The sequence below is a fragment of the Methylomonas aurea genome, from assembly GCF_024505045.1.
GTDB lineage: Bacteria > Pseudomonadota > Gammaproteobacteria > Methylococcales > Methylomonadaceae > Methylomonas > Methylomonas aurea.
In genome coordinates this window covers 186,415-206,430 of record NZ_JANIBM010000004.1, presented here as the reverse complement: position 1 = coordinate 206,430, position 20,016 = coordinate 186,415, and the positions used below count along the sequence as shown (strand labels likewise).

Here is a 20,016-nt window from a genome sequence, read left to right as displayed (position 1 = left end):
GTCCAAAGTCGGTACGAGCGTATCAACATGCCCGAATATCCGGCCAAGAGCAACCGCAACGCTCAGTTCGGCGGGGGACGCTCAGAAACCCCAGCCGGACACCGGCTCGCCGCCGAGCTGGCGCTGCATATACTCCCGCGTCATCGCGCCGAATTCGCCGGGATGGGCCTCGATGAAGCGCCGCTGCCATTGGCTGCCAGTCTGCCGGCTGGCGACACGGCGGCGAACGATGCCGAGGTAGTCCAGCGCGTCGCGGCTGCGGATGCCGAGCGCGTCCAGACCCAGGCCGGCGCGCGGCAGTAGTTCCTGTTCGATCAGATTGGCCAGCCGCTGTTTGCGGTTGCCGAACCAGACCACGTGGCAGTCCAGGCCATGGCGGGCGGCCTGGTAGAAATTGTCCTTGGCCTGAGCGAAAGGCAGTAGCGCTCCACCCTCCGCCCGTTCGTCGGCCAGGTTTTTCACCAGCCCATAGAAAAACGCGGCATTGGCGATCATATCGATCACGGTCGGCCCCGCCGCCGGCGTGCGGTGTTCGATACGGATATGCGGCGTGCCGTCGGCGTCGAACCCAACCAGCGGCCGGTTCCAACGCCAGATGGTGCCGTTATGCAGCCGCAGATAGCGGAAGGCTTCCGCCGCATCGTCGAACTGTTCCGGCAACAGCACCGGAAAGTGCTGCAGATTCTCGATAAAGCATTCCTGGATCGACTGGCGGGCATAATCCGAACCGAAGCTGACCCGGTGCAGCGGCCCGTCCGCCGCGCCGCTGTAGCCGCCGGCGGCGATGGCCTGCTCGAACATCGGAATCCGGGTCTCGGCCCATAAATCCTTGCCAAACAGATACGGCGCGTTCGCCGCCACCGCCACCATCGCCGCCGAGGCGATGATGCACGCGTTGTAAATGTGGTGAGCCTGACTGAGCGGGCACTGGATATGCAACTGCAACGATGTGGTGGCCGCTTCCAGCATCACGTCGTGGTGTTCCAGTTTCAGATGTTCGTGACCGCAAATGTCCAGACAAATCGGCCGGCTGCGGTTTTGCAGAATCTGCCGGTTCAAGGCCCGGTAGCGGTTCATGTCCGACATGTTGCCCAGATGCAAATCGCTTTGCACCAGGGTCGGCAGCGTTCCGATCGCCAACAGGTTCAAATCCATCTGCCGGGCATGGCGAGCGGCGTCGTGCCAGGCCTGCTGCAATTGCTTGTACAAAGCGGCGAACGCGCTGCCGCTTAAGGGTTGCGGCGGGGTGTTCAATTCGATATTGAACTTGGCCAGCTCCGGCCCGACCAACGGCTGACCGAAGGATTGCAAAAAGGCCTGGTTCGACGGTGCCGGCCGCATTTGCGCGTCCAGCAACCAGGCTTCGATTTCGAAACCGGCTACCGGCGCGGCTTCGGAACAGGCTTTAGCGGAAACCAATCTGCCCAGCAATTCGGTTTCTGCCTGCAAACGCTGGCAAAATCGCTGAAAATCGGCTTCCTGGTACGCTGCGGCGCGAATTTCTTGGCCCATGGGTTAGTCCGGCGGTGTGGCGGAAGATGCAGATAGTAAAGGCCCCGGCTCGCGCCGGTCAATCTCGGACCGAACGCAGGTGCGGCAGGCCGTTCGTCCTCTAAAAATTGCGCTTCGACAATCTCGGCGCGAACGGCAAGCCGTATCAATCAAGGCGTTATCGGTTCGTGCTGAGCGTGTCGCAGCATGAAGGGATAGTTTTTAGAAGTTCCAAATCTCTGTGCGAAAGAAGCAGCAGAGCAATAGTTCGATCAAAAGTGTCGGCAATATTCAAAAGCAATACTGTCAGTGGTCTAGCCATGAGCTTCCTCGGCTGGATTGAGCAAGACAGGTAGGGTTCGAAAAACATCGGAAAAAGAATAGTTCTGCACGCTTACCTTGTTGCGAATTATCATCCTGTCTAAATCGGTACTGCGAGTTTCTTTATTTTTGAAAAACCAATAGAACGCAAACACATAAACTGCGGAGGATTCGATAAAAAAAACTAACGATTCTGATAACGGCGAACTTGATATTAGCAGCCAAATCGACAATGGAATCAAGATCATGGCTGAACCGAAAAAATTGTAAATAGTCGCGTAATACTTGCGCAACCCATCATCAGGAATCAAGGAAAGCGTATCCTTTGCTCGGTAGATGCATACGTATGCAATGCATACGAAGAAGGAGATGGCGCACGCTCCATGAATGGAAAATAGAGATTGGTCTTGGCTCCGCGGCCATTCCATAGGAAATAGCGCGATTCCGATTGCCAAAATACCAGCAATATTTAGTGCCCAATCTTCAAAGGGATGATATCCGCGGTAAACGATCAGCAAAACACCTATAGCAAAAAGAAAGCCCACAAACCAATCGCGCATAACTCCTTGGCCGGTAAGATTTGGGTCGAGGTTTTGATGGTAATAAGCACTCATTGAGTCGGCCAAGGGTAAGTTTGCAAAAACAACGCCGCCGACAAAGAGTATCGGCGGAAATGCCACTGCCAAATAAAATAATAAAAGTCGGAGAGTTCGATAGGTAATCGCCGGTTGATCTATCAATTTTATTTGGATCATGTTTTGTTACCTCTGCAATTGATGGAAAAATAGTTTTTCCGCCCCTATTGATTTTATTACAAAACAAACAGAAATATTCAGGACTAAAAATATCGAGTCGGCAATTAAGTAGGCAAGCGGAGCCTTGTTGAAGGGCAAACGGGATTTTCTTTCGCCCGGCGGCTGAGTTAGGTGGCCGTTTATGCTTCGCCGCTACGTAGCACCAACCGACGCAACACACGCAACTACTTTTTCCAGGTTTATGGGGGGCTGAAATTTCCCTGCGCCGGCCGCGGTAAACGCTTAGCAGAAGCAAATCCTAAAACCTGAAACCGCAGGTGGACTTTGAGAGATGCCGTTCGGCCGAAGTTTGCCGAAGGGCAGTCGAGATTTTGCCGGCGGCCATGGGTACCGGCCAACCAGGCTTCGACCCTGCTCGATGCGAACGATTTAAGGCAGAAGCCAATTTCTCAATTGATGGAACCAGGCTGTCGCCGGCCGGTACTCGCGGGCGGAGCGCCGGCGTAACTGCTCGCGGAATCGACCCGGGCCGAGCCGCCGACCCGATTCCGGCCTCCGGCTTTGGCAGCGTAGAGAGCCGTATCGGCGGCAGCGATCAGATCGAATTGCGTGGCGGCATCTGCGGGATAACTCGAAACGCCGAACGAGGCGGTAATCCCGATTCGCTCCGCTTGCCAGACCACCGGCTGCCGTTCCAGCGCAGCGCGCAAATCTTCCGCCCGCTGCCAGGCGACGCTCGCGGCCGTGTCCGGCAGCAGCAACAGAAACTCCTCGCCACCGAAGCGACAGACTATGTCGCTGGCGCGGGCATGCCCGGACAGCACTGCGGCCATATGTCGCAAAGCCGCGTCCCCGGCTTGATGGCCGTAGCGGTCGTTGACCGATTTGAAAAAATCCAGATCGGCAATCACCATACTCAGCGAACAACCGGTGCGACCGCAGCGGGCGAATTCCCGCTCCAGACATTCGTCGAGGAACAAGCGATTGTACAGGCCGGTCAGCGGATCCCGGAACGCCTGTTCGCGCAATTTCTCCTGCAATGCCAGAATTTCCCGCTCGGCGCGCAGGCGTTCGGTGACATCGGCCCAAACTGCAATCAGTGCCGGTCGGCCGCCGATATCGATCGGCTCGTTGCCGGAAATTTCGACGCTGATCTCCTCGCCGTTCTTGCGCCGCGCGCGCACCGTGAATGTGATTTGCTTGAATTCGCCGGCCAGACTGCGGACGATAACGTCGTTCAGAAACTGGCGATCGGTCTCCGCGGTGATTTCCGCCGGCCCCAGCCGTTGCATTTCCTCCTGGGTGTAGCCCAGGATCTCGGCGAATTTGGGATTCACATACTGGAACCGCCCGTCTACCGTCATCGTGATGCCGACCAGCGATTGGTCGAGCACCCGATGGAATTTCTGTTCCGCTTCGCGCAAGGCGCGATTAATGGCTTGATTCTCGATCAAGGCCGATTCAAGTTCGCGAGTACGCGCCCTGACCAGCTCTTCCAACATCACGGTGGATTGAAACTGGTCGAACGCGGAAGCATGGCGGTCAGTGCCGCGTTCGTCCCGATTCATCAGGGCCTCGACCACTTTATTCAACCGCAGAACTTCCGCCTGCAAGGTTTCTATCGTGGGGACTACCGAATCAGACATCGGCTGGTTCCGACGATATATTGCCGATAGCTGCGGCCACAAAGGTTTGGTTGATGTGAATGCCGTGAAACTGCTCGCCGTAGCCGTTAAACCCCAACACCCGGTTTTCGGCCAGAATCCGATTCACCGATTCGGCGGCATTGTCGGCAATCGCCTCCAGTTTACGCAACACGCAATCGCAGGCGAGAGTGATCAAGGGTTTGCCTATTTCCCGGTTGACGGCTTCGAAGCTATCGGCCAGATTCTGCGAAAAGTCCCTGCCGTGGGCGATCCGCAGCACCAAGCCTTCTTCTATCGCGCAATAAAAAGCCAAACTGCCGTCGGCATTCGCGGACCGGATGGAACGCACGTAATGGTTGCCGTCGATCATCACCACAACCGGATTGGCGGCAAACACGGCAGGTCCCAGCGCATCCGGAGCGAAACCGATCAGACGGGCATACTCGTCCGCTGCCGGCAAGCCGTTGATTTCGTGAACCACCCGCTGGTCGGTGTCTGCGGCAGTGACCACCAGCCGCTCGGCGGACGGCTGAAAATGCTGGGTGAGGAAAATCCGATACGGTAATGTCGTTTCGATCAGCAGCAATACCGCGGCGTCGTCATGAAACCGGCCTTGAAAATAAACTTGCGTGCGTCTGAACTTTAAATCGTCGCCGGCCGAACCGCCGAGCAAAGGAATGTCGCCCAATTCGGTCTGCAATATCGAGCAAACCGATTCCTCACTCCTGGACAGGCCGTCGATCAACAAATAACCGAAACTGGCTGGCGAAGAGCCGAAGCGGGTCCGATCGGCGGCGGCATTCAATTGACTCCTAGCGAAATTTTGCAAATCGGCGGTTGCGGAATTGCGCAGATCGGTGATCAAACCTCCGCCGATCCGAAATGCCTCAGCCGAAAAACTGGCCCCAACCAAACTAAAATCGCGCATCCCCAACGGGCCGAGCTCGCCGGCCGTCGTGCAACCGGCCACCGGAACATCGCCGAAGCCGCGGCGGACCGCTGCAGCGAGAGCCTCAGTATCGTAACGGCTGGAGCAGAAAAAGATCACGCCGGCGATCTCCGGCTGGGCGATAGCGGCGACAAGTTGCGCAACAGCCGAATCCGGATCCTCGGCAGTCACGTGGGCAATGCGAATGGTCTGGTTTGCATTCATAGAACATGCGGAAGGCGGTGTGTCTAGCGGGACACCCCGTCTAAACGTCAGCCATAGCTTACACCGACAAGCTCGCCAAAGATAGCCTGGCCATGCCAGCATAGGACGCTCGAAATGCGCTAGACCGTTAAAGGGCTATCGCACCCGAGCGTAACAACCGCTACGCCCTCTGCCGGACGGCGTAGTTCCCTTCTTCGAGCTCGGAATAGCGGCGGTATCCGAGTTGGTAGTCCTCTTCCCATAACGGATTTTGCAGAATGTGGCCGACCTCCAGCCGGTACGGCGTACGTAAACCGCGGTGTTCGCAAGGCTCGGCGACCTGGCTCATTTGGAAACCCTGTTTTTTTACCGCATAGGCCAAGGCCGGCGCGACCAGAATGAACCAATGCTCGATGCCGTGTTCCACAGAATAATCGACGGCGGCGCGGTACAGACCCCACATGATGCTGCGGCTTTGCTGGCGTAAGGTATTCAGGTATTTGACATTGCTTGCCGGATCTGGCTCGGTTTGGCTCAGGATGCGGGGAGCGAAGCGCCGGGCTTCGCGCAGCACGCACAGGCGGGAAATTTCGATAGCGTTCCGGTATTCGGCGGCGGCCGGCGGCTGGCCCACTTCGCATTTCTCCTCGAACGGAAAGGTTTGCCGATGCGGACTGACCGCCCGCAACGCGCCCAACCATTGCCCGGTAAAACGGTGACGGACCATGAAATGCACCGCGTGCTGGTCCCATTCGTCGAATTCCAATTGTTGAGGGAACTGCTCCTTGTCTTCGTACCCTAGCTCGTCGCAGTAGACTTGATACCTGAGGTTGTAATGGATTCGCTTGCTTTCAGCCGTATCAGCTAAAAAAACCTCAAAACAGTTGTCGAAAGAATGCTTTTCAGAAATCAAGTTGAAACTCCATAACAAAATTAATTAAATCCCTTAGATCCAGGCGCTAACTTTCTGGCGTCATTGTAACGCTACGAAACGTTTTTGCCGATGCGCCGTGCCGGGGAGTTATGTTTTCCATTCAGCTATTTGCCTGTAGTTCTGCCGAAAAATCGCGATAGCGTCCCGTAAGCTACAGGCCCAAGATTAAAGAAAACCTGCAATTTTCATTAAGGAATCATTAAGAAACGGGATTTTCCAAGCAAAAAAGCCCGTTAGCAGCGAATAATTTACTAGAGCCGCAGGCCTCGTTCGGCCTGGATTTGCGGCGAATTACCGGAATCAGTCCGCTTCCGGCGGCATGGATGAGGCAAACGGACTCGACCAGTAAGCCCGGTGCAAACTGAAATAGCGGTTGAGGCCGGCCGGCAAGCGTTGGTGGCAGGAACGGCCGATTTTATAGCCCGACCATTTCAACAAGGTTCTGACAAACGCAGACGGCAGCATTGCCGGAGCGTGTCGCAGTAAATAGCGTATTTCCGACACGACGAAACGCTTGCCCTCGCCTGCCGCGCCGCCGAAAGTCCGCTGCAACCATGGCGCCCGGTTATGGAACACGCCGATATCGAAATAGCGGCGGAACTCGTCGGCAAAACCGTAATCGTGGGAATGGAACACCCTGGCGTCGGCGCAATAGCGTATTTTCCAGCCGCGCAGCAGCATCTTCCCAGCCGCAAAGGTATCTTCGTTCATCACCGTATGCCGCGGAAAACCACCGGCTTGCAGCAGGGCGCTACGGCGGTAGCCGGCAAAAGAATTGGAGATAAATACGGTCTTGATGCCGAAGCGGTCGCGGTCGGCCAAACCGCGCAACTGGCTGTGCTCTGGATAATTGAACAGCCGGGCGTGGGCGCCGATCGGGCCGGCCCCAAGGTGCGGCAATTGCCGGCCGTAGGCGGCACCTACTTCCGGATTCTCGAACGCCGCCAGCAAATTGGCCAAAGCCTCGGGATCGGCCAGCAAGGCATCCTGGGTCAGAAACAGCAAAATTTCGGCATCGGCCAGATAGTCGACACCGAATTGGCGGGTACCGCCGTGGTTGAAGTCCCGGCGAGCGATGATTTTCGCTTCGAAGCCGGCCGCCCGCGCCAACTCGACGGTCGCGTCGCCGGACGAAGAATCGATCAGCAACAGATAGTCCGGCTTAAGGGTTTGCCCGGCCAGCGCCCGCAACCATTCCGGCCACATCGCGCCGGCATTCAGCGTCGGCACGATCAGTCCCACTTTGCTCATGTGCGCTGCTCCGCCAAACCGGCAACCGGACCGAGTTCGGCCGGTTCCGCCAACGCCCGCCAGACCCGGTCGCCCAGCGACACGGCATCCAGCGCTTGTTCGGCATGGTGCCGCGCGGATTGCGACATCTGCCGCCAGCCTTCGGCGTCGATCGCCTGCGCCGCCCGCAACACTTGGCAAACGGCAGACTGGTCGCGTGCGAACACCCAGCCGGCGCCGATCTGAGGCAGGTGATCCCAGGCCAAACCTTTGGCAACCAGCGCCGGCCGGCCGCAAGCCAAGGCTTCGGCGACGACGTTACCGAAATTCTCGCGCATGCCGCCGGCCTGCTCCAGTCCGGACGGCAGCACCAGAAAATGACTTTGCGCCAGCAATAGCTTGACGTCGTCGGCCGACAAATAGCCCCGGTACTCAATCGCACCATCGGCTGCGGCCACCAATTGCAAAAACTCGTCGAAATAGGCGCCGTCGACACTGCGGCCGGCGACTACTAACCGGTCGTCGCTGCGCCGGGTTTGCAACCAGGCACGAATGAAGGCGTTGATGCCTTTCTCTTGTTGCACGTGGCCCAGAAAGCATAATTGCATGCCGGGCCGGGCCGGATAATCCGCAACTTGGAACGCCCGGCTGTCGATGCCGTTCGGCACTAACAGAATACTCCCGCTGCCGGCCAATGCGGCGCGGACGCCTGCGGCTTCGGTATCGCTGGTGCAATGCACGGCCAGCGCCCGGCGTAAGCTCGGGAAGGTCAGCCAACGGTAAAACAGCCATTTGTGCGGCTTGCGGCTTTTGATCAACTCGACGTGTTCCGGCATCAGGCCGCCGTGCACCGCAACGATGAACGGCTTGCGCAACAGGCGACAAAATACCCCGGCCAAAGTCGACGGCCAGGTTGCGATGCCATGAATGTAAACCCGCGGCGCTTGCCGGCACAGCTGCCAGATTGCCGGAATCGCTCCCAAACCGAAGCCCCAGCGGCGCCAGCCGTAACAGCGATAGAGCCGAACCGCGACCGTATCGCCCAATTGCACCTCTGCGGCGCGCAAGCGGCCGGAAATCGACTCGTCGGACGCGACCAGCGCCATGCGATGGCCGCGCTCGGCCCAGGCCTTGGTCAACACGCCGCAAGTCACGGCTACCCCGCCGTAGCCCTTGGCCGGCGGCACGTGCGTCGCGATTATTCCCACATCCATCTTCTTCTCCTCAAACTAAAGGCAACCGCTGTTGCGGTAAGCAAAAAATCCGCGCCAGACGCCGACCAGGCTGTAATACCAGTAAGCCAGCTTGGCGCGGTTGCCGGACAACACCGCCAGCAGCATTTTCAAAACCGGCGCCAGCAACATTTTTCTGGCGATGTAATAAGCAATGAACCAATCACGCTGATTGGCGAATTTGCGGATATAGGCACCGATACCGGTCGAGTACATCAACATCCGCGCGTTGCCCAGGCGGTAGTGGTCCTTGTCCGGATGGTAGATGCGGATATCCGGCGTATAAAACGCTTTGGCGCCGGCGCGCAACAGCCGGTACAGCATTTCGAAGCCTTCGCCGCCGGCATATTTGGCGCCGATACCGAAATCATGGTCCAGATAAAATTGGCTGCGTTCCAGTCGAGCGACCGCGAAAAATTGGGTGAACTCCACCCCCATCATGGCCAGGCGCGAAAAATATCGGGCTTTGCGACTGTTGACGCCGATGCTGAAGCGGCGGGTGTCGGCGTCGTAAGACGCCCCAACCAGAATCGCCAACTGCGGCCGCCGCTCGAATTCGGCGACTACCCGCTGCAAGACATCGGCGGCGTAGCAACAATCGTCGTCCGGAAAGGCCACGATAGCCCCCTGCGCCAACGCAATGCCGTAATCTCGGGCGCGGGCGTTGCCGGTGAAGTCCACTTTGGCGTGGACGATGCGCAGCGCCGGCCGAAACGACTCCACAATCGCGTCGATCTTGCCGTCGCGATTCTGGTCGATCACGATCAGTTCGAAATCTTGCAAGGTTTGCGCTTGCAACGAAGCCAAAAACTCGGCGACCTGCCAGTCCCGACCCAACGTCGCCAGAATCAACGATACGGTCACGGCCGCCGCTCCGCCCATTTACCGGCTTTGGCTTGCAGATAAATCGTCGCCTCGTACCAAGTGAACATCAACGCAAATTCCAAACCGGCCGCACCGTCGAGAAAGCCGCCGCGTAGCAAGTAGTGGTAAGCAAACCGGGCCACGATCCGCAACCAGGAACGGCCCAACCAGACGCTGATCCGGCCGCGCGCGGTCATCAAGGCGCCGGCGGTCGGTTGCAACTCGATTTCCTGCGCGGCCTTGCCGACGTGTTTGTGCATCCAGGCCACGATCTCGCCGTGGTAAAAATAATGCTGGTAGGGAATATCGGTTACCGCCACCCGGCAGGTGTCCAGCACCGCCTCGCCGTGGCCGGTGTGGTTGCGGACGAAACCGACCGTCTCCCGCCGCACCAGACGCGGATGGTAAATCGGATAGCCTGGCGCGTGTTTCAGACATTTGCCGCGCAAATACAGCAGCGACGGCACCATCAACACATCCATGTCGGGCGAGGTGGCCCATTCCGCGTCGAATTGCTGATAAAACAACGGCGGGTAGATTTCGTCGGCATCGACGAACAATACCCACGGCGTCTCGATGCCGCACTGCTGCAACGCGAAATTGCGCTGCTCGGCAAAGCCCGGCCAGGGATTATGCAACACCCGACAACCCCGGCGTTCGGCGATCGCAACGGTATCGTCGCTACTGCCGGAATCGACCAGTACGATCGGGTAGCGCTCCGGAATCGCCGCCAGACAGCGCGGCAGGTTGGCGGCTTCGTTACAGGCCAGAATCACGACGGTTAGCATAAGCGCCTCACTCGCCGGCGGCGGTCTTGACCGCGTAAACGTTCAGGTAAATGCCCATGCCCAACAAATTCATCAGGCCGTTGAACGGAATTTGCGCATATTTGACCATTCCGTTCAGCACCGCCGCCAGCCGGCCTTTGGCGCCCAAGCGCCGGGACAGCGCATCGAACGGTACCCGGGTGATCTGTTCGGTCTTCACCACCTGCAAACCGTTGCGTTCGAACAAGGTGCGCAAACCCTGCTCGGTAAAGAAATTGACGTGCTCCGGCACCCACAGGCAGGCGTTTTCGTTGGCGCCCAGCAGCTTGACCAGAAACGAGGCGTAATTCGGCACCGCGCAGGCCAACACCCCGCCGATCTCCAGCAAACCCGCCACCTTGCGCACCGCTTGCTCGGGCTCCAGTAAGTGCTCCAGCACTTGCGACATCACCACCACGCCGAAGCGCTCTTCGCTGCGGTAGTCTTCGAACATGATCGGTAACGGCAGATCGCCGTTCATTTGTTCGAACACTTTGTTTTCGTAGGCGCCGGGGTTGATGCTGACCGTGCGGTAACCCAGCAGGCGCAGGGCTCGGGTGTAAAACCCGAATCCGGAACCGATATCCAGCGCCTGATAATTCAAGGTAGCGTTGTAGCGGTCGGCATGGTTGGCGATACGTCTGGCGTCCACCTTGCAATTCGGATAAACCCGCTCGCGCCGCATCACTTCGTCCAAGCCGATCTCAGCGGTCAGGGCCTGACCCGAATGTCGATAAATCTGCTGCAACCACTCTCGGTGCGGCGGCTGATTCAGAAAGCCGGTGCCACACACCTGGCAGCGGTAAATCCGAAATTCTTCGGCATCGGCGTCGGCCGTGTACTGGTAGTGTTTGTGTCGCCAAAAGCGGATGCGTTCTCCGCCGCAGGCGACGCAATGGTGCAACAGTGCGCCGTAAGTTCGGTTAGCCATGCTGGCATAAGTCATCGTTTTCACAAGCATCCGCCATAAGTCGAAAAGATTTAATGTCAAAAAAACCCATCAGGCCGGCACCCGTAGCGCCGCCTCGGCGGCTTCCGTCCCAGCCGGCTGCGGAGCGGCGTCGCGCAGCCGCCAAGGCCTGGCCAGCCAGGCCAGTACCAAGGCTTCGATGCCGAAATACACCGGGTTGGCCCAGGCCGCGCCGGGCAAACCGTATTGCAGAATCAGCAACGGTAAAGCAGTAATCGCGGCCAAAGCTCCGCACAAGCGCCCCTTCAGCAACACCCGCGTGCGTTTTGCCGCCAGCAGCGGCTGCGCCCAAACCGTACCCAACGCATGCAGCAAACAGCCGCAGCCGATGGCCGGCAACAGGGCCGCGACCGGACGGTAGGCCTCGGCCAACAAAAGGCTCACCAGCCAGTCGCCCATCCAGGGCAAGGCCAGCAGGCCCAAGCCGCCACCGGCCAGCAAACTGCGGGTCCATAACCGCAACACGGTATGGGCGCGGCGGTACTCGCCGTCGGAAAACGCATGAAAATAAGCCGGCTGAAAAGTCCTCAGCAACACCATCGCGCCGCGGTTGAAGGCTTCGTTGACCAGGGTGTAGCCGGCCGCATACAAACCGACATCGGCGGCGCCGAGGAAGTAGGCGATCGCATAACGGTCCCCCACCCCATTCAGCCAAAACACCAGCTCCATCGGAATCAAAGGCCAAGCATAATCCCAAATCTTGCCGGCAAACCGGCGCACGCTGCCCCGAGTTGCCGTCCCGCCTGCGCCTGCGCCATCAGGCCGCCACCAGAGCAGATTGGACATCAGCGTCGCCACGGCATAGCCGGCCAGAATCCATTCCACTCGCGCGCCCAGATAGCTAACCGCGGCCACGGCCAGCGCCGGCCTTAAAAGTGAGTCGCCGGTTTGCCACAACGCGGCCCGGCGTTGGCGACGGCCGCCGATCGCCAGTTGCACGCCGAATTCGCGCCAGACGGTTACCGCCAGCAACGCGCCGGCCAACAAGAACGGCATCATCTGCGTTTGGTTCAGGTGAGCGTAGTAGCCGCCACCGATCAGCAACAAACCGAGTGCCAACAAAGTCGCCTGCAAGGTCAAGCCAGCGACTGCCCGGTGAAGTTGGGCACTTTGCGCCGGGCCGGCGCACTCCGGCAGCAAACGCATGCCGCCGCAGATAAACGGGTAGGAAAACGCGGCAACGCCGAGCGCGACGCAGCCGTTCAGCAGCGCGACCTGGCCGAACACGTCCGGCGCCACCCGCTCGGTCAATAGCCGGGTACCCGCCAACAGGGCGATCGCCGAGGCCAATTGGCCGAACAAGGCCCAGAATGCGTCGCAGCATAAGCGCGATTGCCGCAACCGGATTAGCCTGCGCTTAACCATAAACCCTCGCCGGTTGCAGACCGGCGTTCGCCGGCGCCGTCGAATCGGGCTGACGGTGGTGTCCCAGCATCGCGCCCCATAAAAACATCAGCACCGCGTTCTGCGGAAAGTACTCCCATAAATTGAAGGTCAAACCGGCGACGAAAATGAACATCGCGACCAAGCCCTTGGCAGGGTGGACCGACATCCTTGTCGTTGCCCATAAAAAACCCAGATAGGCCAGCAAGCCGATCAGGCCGTAGCCGTTCAGTAGAAACAGATACAAACTGTCGGAATCGAATTGGCCGGGAAAATGCTCGGCGCCGAACAGCAAGTTAACGGTATTGGAGCTCAAACCCAGGCCCCAACCGAACAGCAAATCGGCGGCATCGTGCACGTGGTTGGCGAATACCCGTTGCCACAGGGCGATGCGGCCGTCCTCGGTCGGATCGGCATCGTCGCGACCGCTTAGCAGCGGACTGGATGCCAGGATCAAGGCACCGACCGCCAACATCGGCGCCGGCATCCACAAGGCCCAGCGGTCGCGCGGTCGCAGCGCGGCATAGATTTGGAAAAACACCACCAGTAAGCCGCTGAGAAATGCGGTGCGCGAGCCGCTCAACAACGCCAGCAACACGCTCAGCGCCAGCCAGCGGCGCATGCCCGGCACCACGGCGAATACCAGCGCGCAAGTCGCCATCGCCGCGCCGAACAGATTCGGGCTGACGAAGGTACCGAACGGCCGGCCGCCGCCCAGCATCGACACGCCGAACAAGGGCGGCGCCCACAATGCCTGCGCCAGGGCCAGCCCGGCCTGCAATACCAAGTAGTAACGCAAACAGCGGGCGAACCGGCCGATCACCCAATCGGCCGCGCCGCGCCGACCGCAGACAAAGCCGATCAGCGCCAACGGCAAATATTCGAACACTCTGAGTCCGGTCATCGGCACCACCAGCGGCAAGTCCAGATAGAGGGCGTAGCCGATTTCGAACAGTACGTATGCCGCCACCACGCTCAAAAACGCCAGCACCGGACCGCTGACGATGCCGTTGCGCAAACGCGGTTCGGCCCAGGCGTAGCAAACCAGCAGCGCCAGCATCGCTTCGCGCAGCAAGCGCAGGCCCATTTCCTGTTCGCCGTAGACTTCCTTGATGCCGGCCCAGGCCGACTGCACCTGCGGCAACGCGGCGACGGTCGAAGTACAGACCAAGCCGAACAGCAACAGCGGCAGATCTTTTTCCAGCTTCAGTAGCATGGGAGCCTTAACCCCGCTCGTCGGTTTCGGCGGCGGCCGGTACCCAGTCCCGCTCCAGTTGCTTGGTCAGCCAATCGCCGACTGCATGGTATTTGTCGGTCCATCCGGCAGCGGCGGCCGGCTCCTGGTCGGCGCGTTGGTAGGCGTAGCCGTAGTACGGATAGTAGGACGAGCCTTCCTTCATGTCGTTGATGATGAAACCGTTCGGTTTGATGCCGACTTGCTGGAAACGGCGGGCGCTGACTTCCAGCTCCTGCGCGGTATAACGGCCTTCCTTGACCACCAGGAAGGTGGCGTCGGCATGCTTGCCCAGAATCGCGGCGTCGGTGGCACCCAGAATCGGCGGCGAGTCGATCACGATGTGGTTGTAAAAGCTTTTCAGTTGCTCCAGGGTCTCGGCCAGTTCGCCCAGCACCAGCAGTTCGGCCGGATTCAGCACCATGTTGCCGCGCGGAATCAGATCGATACCGACTTCCGGCAGGCTGACGATGACTTCGCCCAGGCTGGCGCGGCCGGCCAACAGATCGGACAAACCGGGCTGTTTACCAATGCCGAAAGTTTCGTGCAGGCGGCCGTTACGCATGTCGGCGTCGATCACCAGCACCCGTTTCTTGATGCTGGCCAGCAGTGCCGCCAGGTTGGAGCTGACAAACGACTTGCCCATCGCCGGCGCCGGACTGCTGACCATGATGACCTTGCTTTCATGGTTGGCCAGCGTCGCCTCCAGCGTGGTGCGCAATCCGCGCAGCGATTCGACCGAGATATCCAGCGGATCTTCGTTGACCAGGATGCCGCCGTCTTTGTCGCGGCCGAGCAGACCGGCCAATTTGCGTTGTTTCTTGCTATGCGGGATGGCAGCGAACATCGGCAGCCCGACCTGGTATTCCAGCAAGGCCGGATAATTGTCGTGGCGCTGCAGCGAGTGGCACAGGAACACCCATGCCGATCCCAGGCTCAGGCCCAACAGGCTGGCGATTGCCAGCAGCAGGCCCGGCTTCGGCCAGTACGGCTTTTCCGGAGTCACCGCGAAATCGACGATCCGCGAGTTGCCCAACGAGCCGGCGGCGGCGATGCGTTGCTCCTGAGCGCTGTTCAGTAACGAGGTGTACAGTTCGGTATTGACCTGGACGTCGCGCGACAGGCTCACCATGTTTTGCTGGGTTTTGGGTAAATCCTTGATGCGTTTTTCCAGGGCCGCCAACTTACCATTCACCCGCTTGATCTGGGCGTTGGTAGCCATCATGTCGGGATGCTCGGACTCCAGCCGCTGGCTTTGTTCGTCATATTTTTGCTTGAGCTGGATGCTCAGGGTTTCCATGTCCGAAGCCTGTTTCAACAGAATCTCGGCCTCGGCGGAAATGTCCACTGCGCCGTGCTGTTGCCGGTAGGCGCTCAGGCCCTGCTCGGCTTTTTCCAGCCGCTCTTTGACGATCGGCAGTTGGCTTTCCAGAAAGGCCAATTTTTGCGAGGCTTCGGCCGATTCCCAATTCACCGTGGCGTTGACGTAAATCGCGGCGATATCGTTGACCGACTTGGCCAGTTGTTCCGGATCGCGGCCTTTCAGTTCCACGCTCAAAATGTCGGTATCTTTCGACACTTCCTTGACGGCAAAGGCTTTCTGCAGGGTTTCGATCGCCGATAACGCGGTGCGCCTCACCAGCGTAAAATGGGTGCCGGGATGGGCGTCCAGGGCTTCGATTTTAATCGTCACCGGGGTTTTCTCGCCGATTTCGGCCGTGACGACCTGACCGACTTCGCCGGTCAGCAACTCGTCGCCGTTCGGTGCCAGGATCTGGTAGCGGCCGTGTTCCAGTGCGATCAGCGTAAATTCCTTTTCCTGGTAACGGTCCGGAACCTCGAACGCGGCCACCTTGGCCTTCTCGCCGCCCCAGGCCCAACGGCCGAAGCCCCACCAGGTGCCGGCGACGCCGTCGTGGCGATCGTGTTTACGGGCCAGGGTTTCGCCGATCAGCGGAAAATAACTGGGCTCGATTTCAATAGCCAGATTCAGATTGTCGACCACCTTACCCAGCACCGAACGCGAACGCAGAATCTCGACTTCGCGCTGCGCCCGCGGACTCTCGGCTTCGGCCGGAGTCTGATTGTTGTCGCCGTGCAGATTGGCGGCCAACAAGGCTTTATTCTTGTCGATGCGCAGCAAGGCATCGGCTTTGTAGGTCCGCGGCGCCAAAACCAGGTACACCAGCGTCACGGTCAACACCGCGGCGAGAGCGGTCAATAGGGTTTTACGGCCTTCGATCAGCAAATCCACGTAGTCGCGAATGCTGACGCTCTGCTCTTGCAGGCGATTTGGATTCGGCAACGGTAACACCGGAGTGGCTTCATTGGGTGGATACATACTTTTCACAACCTTTTCGCTTGAAAACATTCAATTCCCCTCTGCGCACACCAGCAGCCGGGGGCGATTTTTTAACTACATTCCCATCAGTGCCGCTTGCGACATGATCGCGGTAAACGATCCGGGCAGAATCTGGTTCAACACCCGCGACCACTGGGTAACGCCGGCAGTACCGACGAACAAGGTGTCGTGGGCTTGCAGCGGAAATTGCTCGGCCAGGATCATCGCGTCAGGCGATTCGGCGTTGAGCTGGAAGATTTCCGGTTTCATATCGCCGGCGCGCACCACATAAATGTCGCCCGGACGCGAGGTATTGAAATCGACGCCGTAGGCCTCGGCCAAGGCTTGCGCCAGACTCATCCGGCCTTTGTTGATCTGCACCGCCTGTTGCCGGCCGACCTCGCCCATCACGTAGACTTTGCTGTCCTTTTGGTCGCCGACATTGAGCACATCGCCGTCTTTCAATAGTACGTTCTGCGTGGTCAACCCCTTTTCATACAGGGCTTGCACATCCAGTTTGTAGAGCTTGCCGTCGCGGGCCAGCGCTACGTTGTTCATGTCCGAATCCTTGGTGGCGCCGCCGGCGCGGCTGATGGCCTCGGCCACGGTCAGCGGGGTTTCGTTCATCGCCAATACCCCCGGTTGCTTGACCTCGCCGACCACCGCCACCCGGTGAGCCTGAAACGACAACACCCGAATGTCGAGTTTGACCTTCTTGAAAAAACGCGACAATTCGCGGGTCAGCTCTTCGCGCACTTCCGGAATGGTCTTGCCGCCGACATGAAGATTGCCGACATAGGGGTAATACAGATCGCCGTTGTCGTCGACCACCTTACCTGCCATCTCCGGCAGAATCTTTTCGCCGCCGGGATCGTTCAATTCCGGGTGCTCCCACACCGTAATCTGCAACCTGTCCTGCGGCCCGATCCGATAACTGGTCTTGGTATTGTCCACTGGCAGCAATTGGCCGACCGCCTGTTGCCGGGCCACTTCCTTCTCGATGATCAGGTCGGCGGTGATCGGCATGACGCGGACTTTCTCCTTCACCAAGCGGCCGTCCTTTCGTGCCGGCAACTCGATTTCGGTCAAGCCGTTACTGTCGGTGTTCATGTCCATGCCGGGCGCCAGAAAACAGCCCGGTAGCGCTAACGTCAACAGGATGGGAAGCAATCTGTACATGCTCGGGTTTCCTTAATAGGCGTTCTTGTTGATAAAACCGGTCAGTACGGTGCGGAAGGCGATCTCGATATCGAACCACAACGACCAGTTCTGGATGTAATACAAATCGTGCTCGATGCGCCGGTTCAAATCGGTATCGCCGCGCCAGCCGTTGACTTGGGCCCAGCCGGTGATACCGGCCTTGACCATGTGTTTTTTCATGTAGTTGGGCACTTGTTCCTTGAACACTTCGACGAAGTCCGGCCGTTCCGGGCGCGGGCCCACCAAGGACATGTCGCCGCGCAAAACGTTGATCAATTGCGGCAATTCGTCCAGGCTGGTTTTGCGCAGGAAGCTACCGAACGGCGTGGCCCGATTTTCGCCGGGTTTGGCCCAGACCGCGCCGGTTTTGGACTCGACATCCACCGGCATCGAGCGGAATTTCAGCATGGTGAATTTGCGGTTGTTCCAGCCCACCCTGACCTGGCGGTAAAACACCGGGCCGGGCGAACTCAATTTGACGCCGACAGCGATCAACAGCATCAGCGGGCTGATCAGCAACAGTAAAATCAAAGCCAGCAAACGGTCTTCGGCTTCCTTAATGTAGCGGTTGACGCCGTGCAGCGGCGACACCGAAAAATCCAGAGTCGGAATGCCGGCCACGGTGTTCAGACTCAGAAACTTGCTTTGTTTGAAGGCAAAGCAATCGATCACCAGCCGGATGCTGACCGGCAAGTGCCGCAATTGGTATTGCGCCCGCTCGGTGAGGGATTCGCCCTGATATGCTACCCAGACCTCGTCGATAGCGTGCCGGTCGATCAGCGCCGGCAAGTCTTCCAATCTGCCCAAACATTGCAGGTTATGATCGTTCAGCGGCTGCCGGCCAGCGGCGCGGTCGTCGACATAACCCACTGCCTGCAAACCCGCCCAGGGCGAATGGTTCAACTGCCGCGCTACAGCTACCGCCATTTGATTCAGGCCGACCATGATGATTTTGCCCTGCGACCAACCCCGGGACCGCAGCCAACGCAAAACCTGCGACATCACCGAGCGCGCAGCCAATACGCAGACCAAACCCAGCACGCCCCACGAGGCAATCCAGCGGTAACTGGAACCGAACCAGACATGCAAGCGCACCAGAAATACGATGGAAACCACCGCCAGCAGCGCCAGCAGCCAGGCTCTAACGATGCGGGCGACTTCGCCACGCATCGCATCGTTGCGCCAGGGCCGATAGACTTGGCCGATTTCAAAGAAAATGATTGCGCCGAGGACGCCCAACGCAGTTACGATCCGATAATGCTGGTCAACCGCATATTCGCGCAGCCAGAAAAAATGCGCCGCCCAGGCGGCGGTTAACAGCATGGCCACGTCGATGATCCGTAACAGCAGAATCACGGTATGGCCGTATTGACGAAAAAGTCCGTTGAAGATGTTTCCGAAGCCGAGTGGCATAGCGGCGTTCCCCCTGTTGCGTCTAGTTCCGAAGACTTAAGGACGCCATCCTTGGCATCCTCAACCTGTTGCCGGGCTTGCGATTCAGCAGTGCCGGCTTGGGTACAAAGCTTACCGGCGCAAAATGAGAGAAAACCGGGGGGTTTAATTAAGAGGAGATGAGAGGGAAATTAGAGTTGGATAAACGGCCGGACCTGGACTGGCAATCGATGGCGCTGGCTCTATTTTCGACAAATCGCCGGTATCGACTCATTAATTCCGACCTTACTGCTAAGGTTGTTCGGCAAAGGCCAATCAAACGCCACTACCAACTTCGGAACCTGCTGATGAAACACTGCCCCAAATGTAACGGCGAGGTAACTCCCGCCGCCGCAATCTGCCCGCATTGCGGCATCGTCTTTGCCAAATATTACAAATACCATGGCGAGCCGCAGCAATCGGCAACGGCACGCCCGCAAGTGACCGTCGTGATGGAGCCGGCGGCGCCGCTGTTGAGCGATGACGCCTACCGGGACAACTCGGCGGTGTTTCTGGGCCGCTGCCTGCTGCTGCCGGGGCTCCTACTGTGGAGCTGGCTACTGATCGTGCCAGGCATCTCCGGAAATGCCGCCGGGCAATCGTTTTTGCATCTGGTCAACCTGCCGTTTCACGAAGCCGGCCACGTGATCTTCAGGCCGTTCGGCCAATTCATCGCCTCGCTGGGCGGAACGCTGGGCCAACTTCTGATGCCGACTATTTGCATGCTGACCTTATTGCTAAAGACCCGCGATCCGTTCGGGGCCGGCTTGTGCTTGTGGTGGATAGGCGAAAATTTTCTGGATATTGCACCCTATATCAACGACGCCCGCGCCGGCCAACTGCCGCTGCTGGGCGGCAACTTCGGCCATTCCGCGCCTTACGGTTTTCACGACTGGGAATACTTGCTCACCGAATCCGGCCTGCTGGCGCAAGACCATCGCTTGGCCAACGCGGCACAACTGCTCGGCGCGGTTTTGATGCTGGCGGCGCTGCTCTGGTGCGGCCGGGTAGTATTTGCCCAGCGGCGCGCGCTCAACAATTAACAC

General features: G+C 58.9%; 16 protein-coding genes. 1 reads left to right on the top strand and 15 read right to left on the bottom strand.

The genetic code is table 11. The annotated features are described in order from the left end of the window. Positions 1-81: 81 nt before the first annotated feature. The 15 genes from NP603_RS05665 to NP603_RS05595 all read right to left on the bottom strand — a co-directional run bounded on the left by NP603_RS05665 (position 82) and on the right by NP603_RS05595 (position 18,952). Positions 82-1,512 (bottom strand): glutamate-cysteine ligase family protein, encoded by a 1,431-nt coding sequence (locus tag NP603_RS05665; RefSeq protein ID WP_256609947.1) that lies wholly within the window; start codon positions 1,510-1,512, stop codon positions 82-84. A gap of 293 nt (positions 1,513-1,805) precedes the next feature. Further along, on the bottom strand, positions 1,806-2,567 hold the full coding sequence (locus tag NP603_RS05660; protein ID WP_256609946.1) for a hypothetical protein: 762 nt from the start codon (positions 2,565-2,567) through the stop codon (positions 1,806-1,808). 449 nt (positions 2,568-3,016) lie between these two features. Continuing rightward, a complete protein-coding gene (locus tag NP603_RS05655) occupies positions 3,017-4,213 on the bottom strand; it encodes a sensor domain-containing diguanylate cyclase (RefSeq protein WP_256609945.1) in 1,197 nt (398 codons plus the stop codon). Continuing rightward, positions 4,206-5,366, bottom strand: a complete 1,161-nt coding sequence (locus NP603_RS05650) for an FIST N-terminal domain-containing protein (RefSeq protein WP_256609944.1) — start codon at positions 5,364-5,366, stop codon at positions 4,206-4,208. Before NP603_RS05650 ends, NP603_RS05655 begins: the two co-directional genes overlap by 8 nt. Before the next feature lie 160 nt (positions 5,367-5,526). Continuing rightward, a complete protein-coding gene (locus tag NP603_RS05645; RefSeq protein WP_256609943.1) occupies positions 5,527-6,258 on the bottom strand; it encodes a PEP-CTERM/exosortase system-associated acyltransferase in 732 nt (243 codons plus the stop codon). Positions 6,259-6,579: 321 nt separating this feature from the next. Further along, a complete protein-coding gene (locus NP603_RS05640) occupies positions 6,580-7,530 on the bottom strand; it encodes a glycosyltransferase family 2 protein (protein ID WP_256609942.1) in 951 nt (316 codons plus the stop codon). Continuing rightward, entirely contained in the window at positions 7,527-8,723 is a 1,197-nt protein-coding gene (locus tag NP603_RS05635) for a glycosyltransferase family 4 protein (protein ID WP_256609941.1), read from the bottom strand. The genes NP603_RS05640 and NP603_RS05635 overlap by 4 nt, the downstream gene beginning before the upstream one ends. A 15-nt stretch (positions 8,724-8,738) precedes the next feature. Further along, positions 8,739-9,605, bottom strand: coding sequence for a glycosyltransferase family 2 protein (locus NP603_RS05630; protein ID WP_256609940.1), 867 nt, complete (start codon positions 9,603-9,605; stop codon positions 8,739-8,741). Beyond that, positions 9,602-10,393, bottom strand: coding sequence for a glycosyltransferase family 2 protein (locus NP603_RS05625; RefSeq protein WP_256609939.1), 792 nt, complete (start codon positions 10,391-10,393; stop codon positions 9,602-9,604). Before NP603_RS05625 ends, NP603_RS05630 begins: the two co-directional genes overlap by 4 nt. Before the next feature lie 7 nt (positions 10,394-10,400). Further along, positions 10,401-11,357: a class I SAM-dependent methyltransferase gene (locus tag NP603_RS05620; protein ID WP_256610006.1), complete on the bottom strand. Its 957-nt coding sequence runs from the start codon at positions 11,355-11,357 to the stop codon at positions 10,401-10,403. Between the two features lie 54 nt (positions 11,358-11,411). Further along, positions 11,412-12,746, bottom strand: coding sequence for a lipopolysaccharide biosynthesis protein (locus NP603_RS05615; RefSeq protein WP_256609938.1), 1,335 nt, complete (start codon positions 12,744-12,746; stop codon positions 11,412-11,414). Next, a complete protein-coding gene (locus NP603_RS05610) occupies positions 12,739-13,980 on the bottom strand; it encodes an O-antigen ligase family protein (protein WP_256609937.1) in 1,242 nt (413 codons plus the stop codon). Before NP603_RS05610 ends, NP603_RS05615 begins: the two co-directional genes overlap by 8 nt. Before the next feature lie 7 nt (positions 13,981-13,987). Next, on the bottom strand, positions 13,988-16,339 hold the full coding sequence (locus NP603_RS05605) for a polysaccharide biosynthesis tyrosine autokinase (RefSeq protein WP_256609936.1): 2,352 nt from the start codon (positions 16,337-16,339) through the stop codon (positions 13,988-13,990). A 75-nt stretch (positions 16,340-16,414) separates the two neighbouring features. Further along, on the bottom strand, positions 16,415-17,518 hold the full coding sequence (locus NP603_RS05600) for a polysaccharide biosynthesis/export family protein (RefSeq protein ID WP_256609935.1): 1,104 nt from the start codon (positions 17,516-17,518) through the stop codon (positions 16,415-16,417). A gap of 12 nt (positions 17,519-17,530) precedes the next feature. Further along, complete coding sequence (locus tag NP603_RS05595; RefSeq protein WP_256609934.1) at positions 17,531-18,952, bottom strand: undecaprenyl-phosphate glucose phosphotransferase; 1,422 nt, start codon at positions 18,950-18,952, stop codon at positions 17,531-17,533. Between the two features lie 326 nt (positions 18,953-19,278). Here NP603_RS05595 and NP603_RS05590 point away from each other — a divergent pair, with 326 nt between their 5' ends. After that, positions 19,279-20,013, top strand: a complete 735-nt coding sequence (locus NP603_RS05590; RefSeq protein ID WP_256609933.1) for a zinc ribbon domain-containing protein — start codon at positions 19,279-19,281, stop codon at positions 20,011-20,013. The last annotated feature ends 3 nt before the right edge of the window (positions 20,014-20,016 follow it).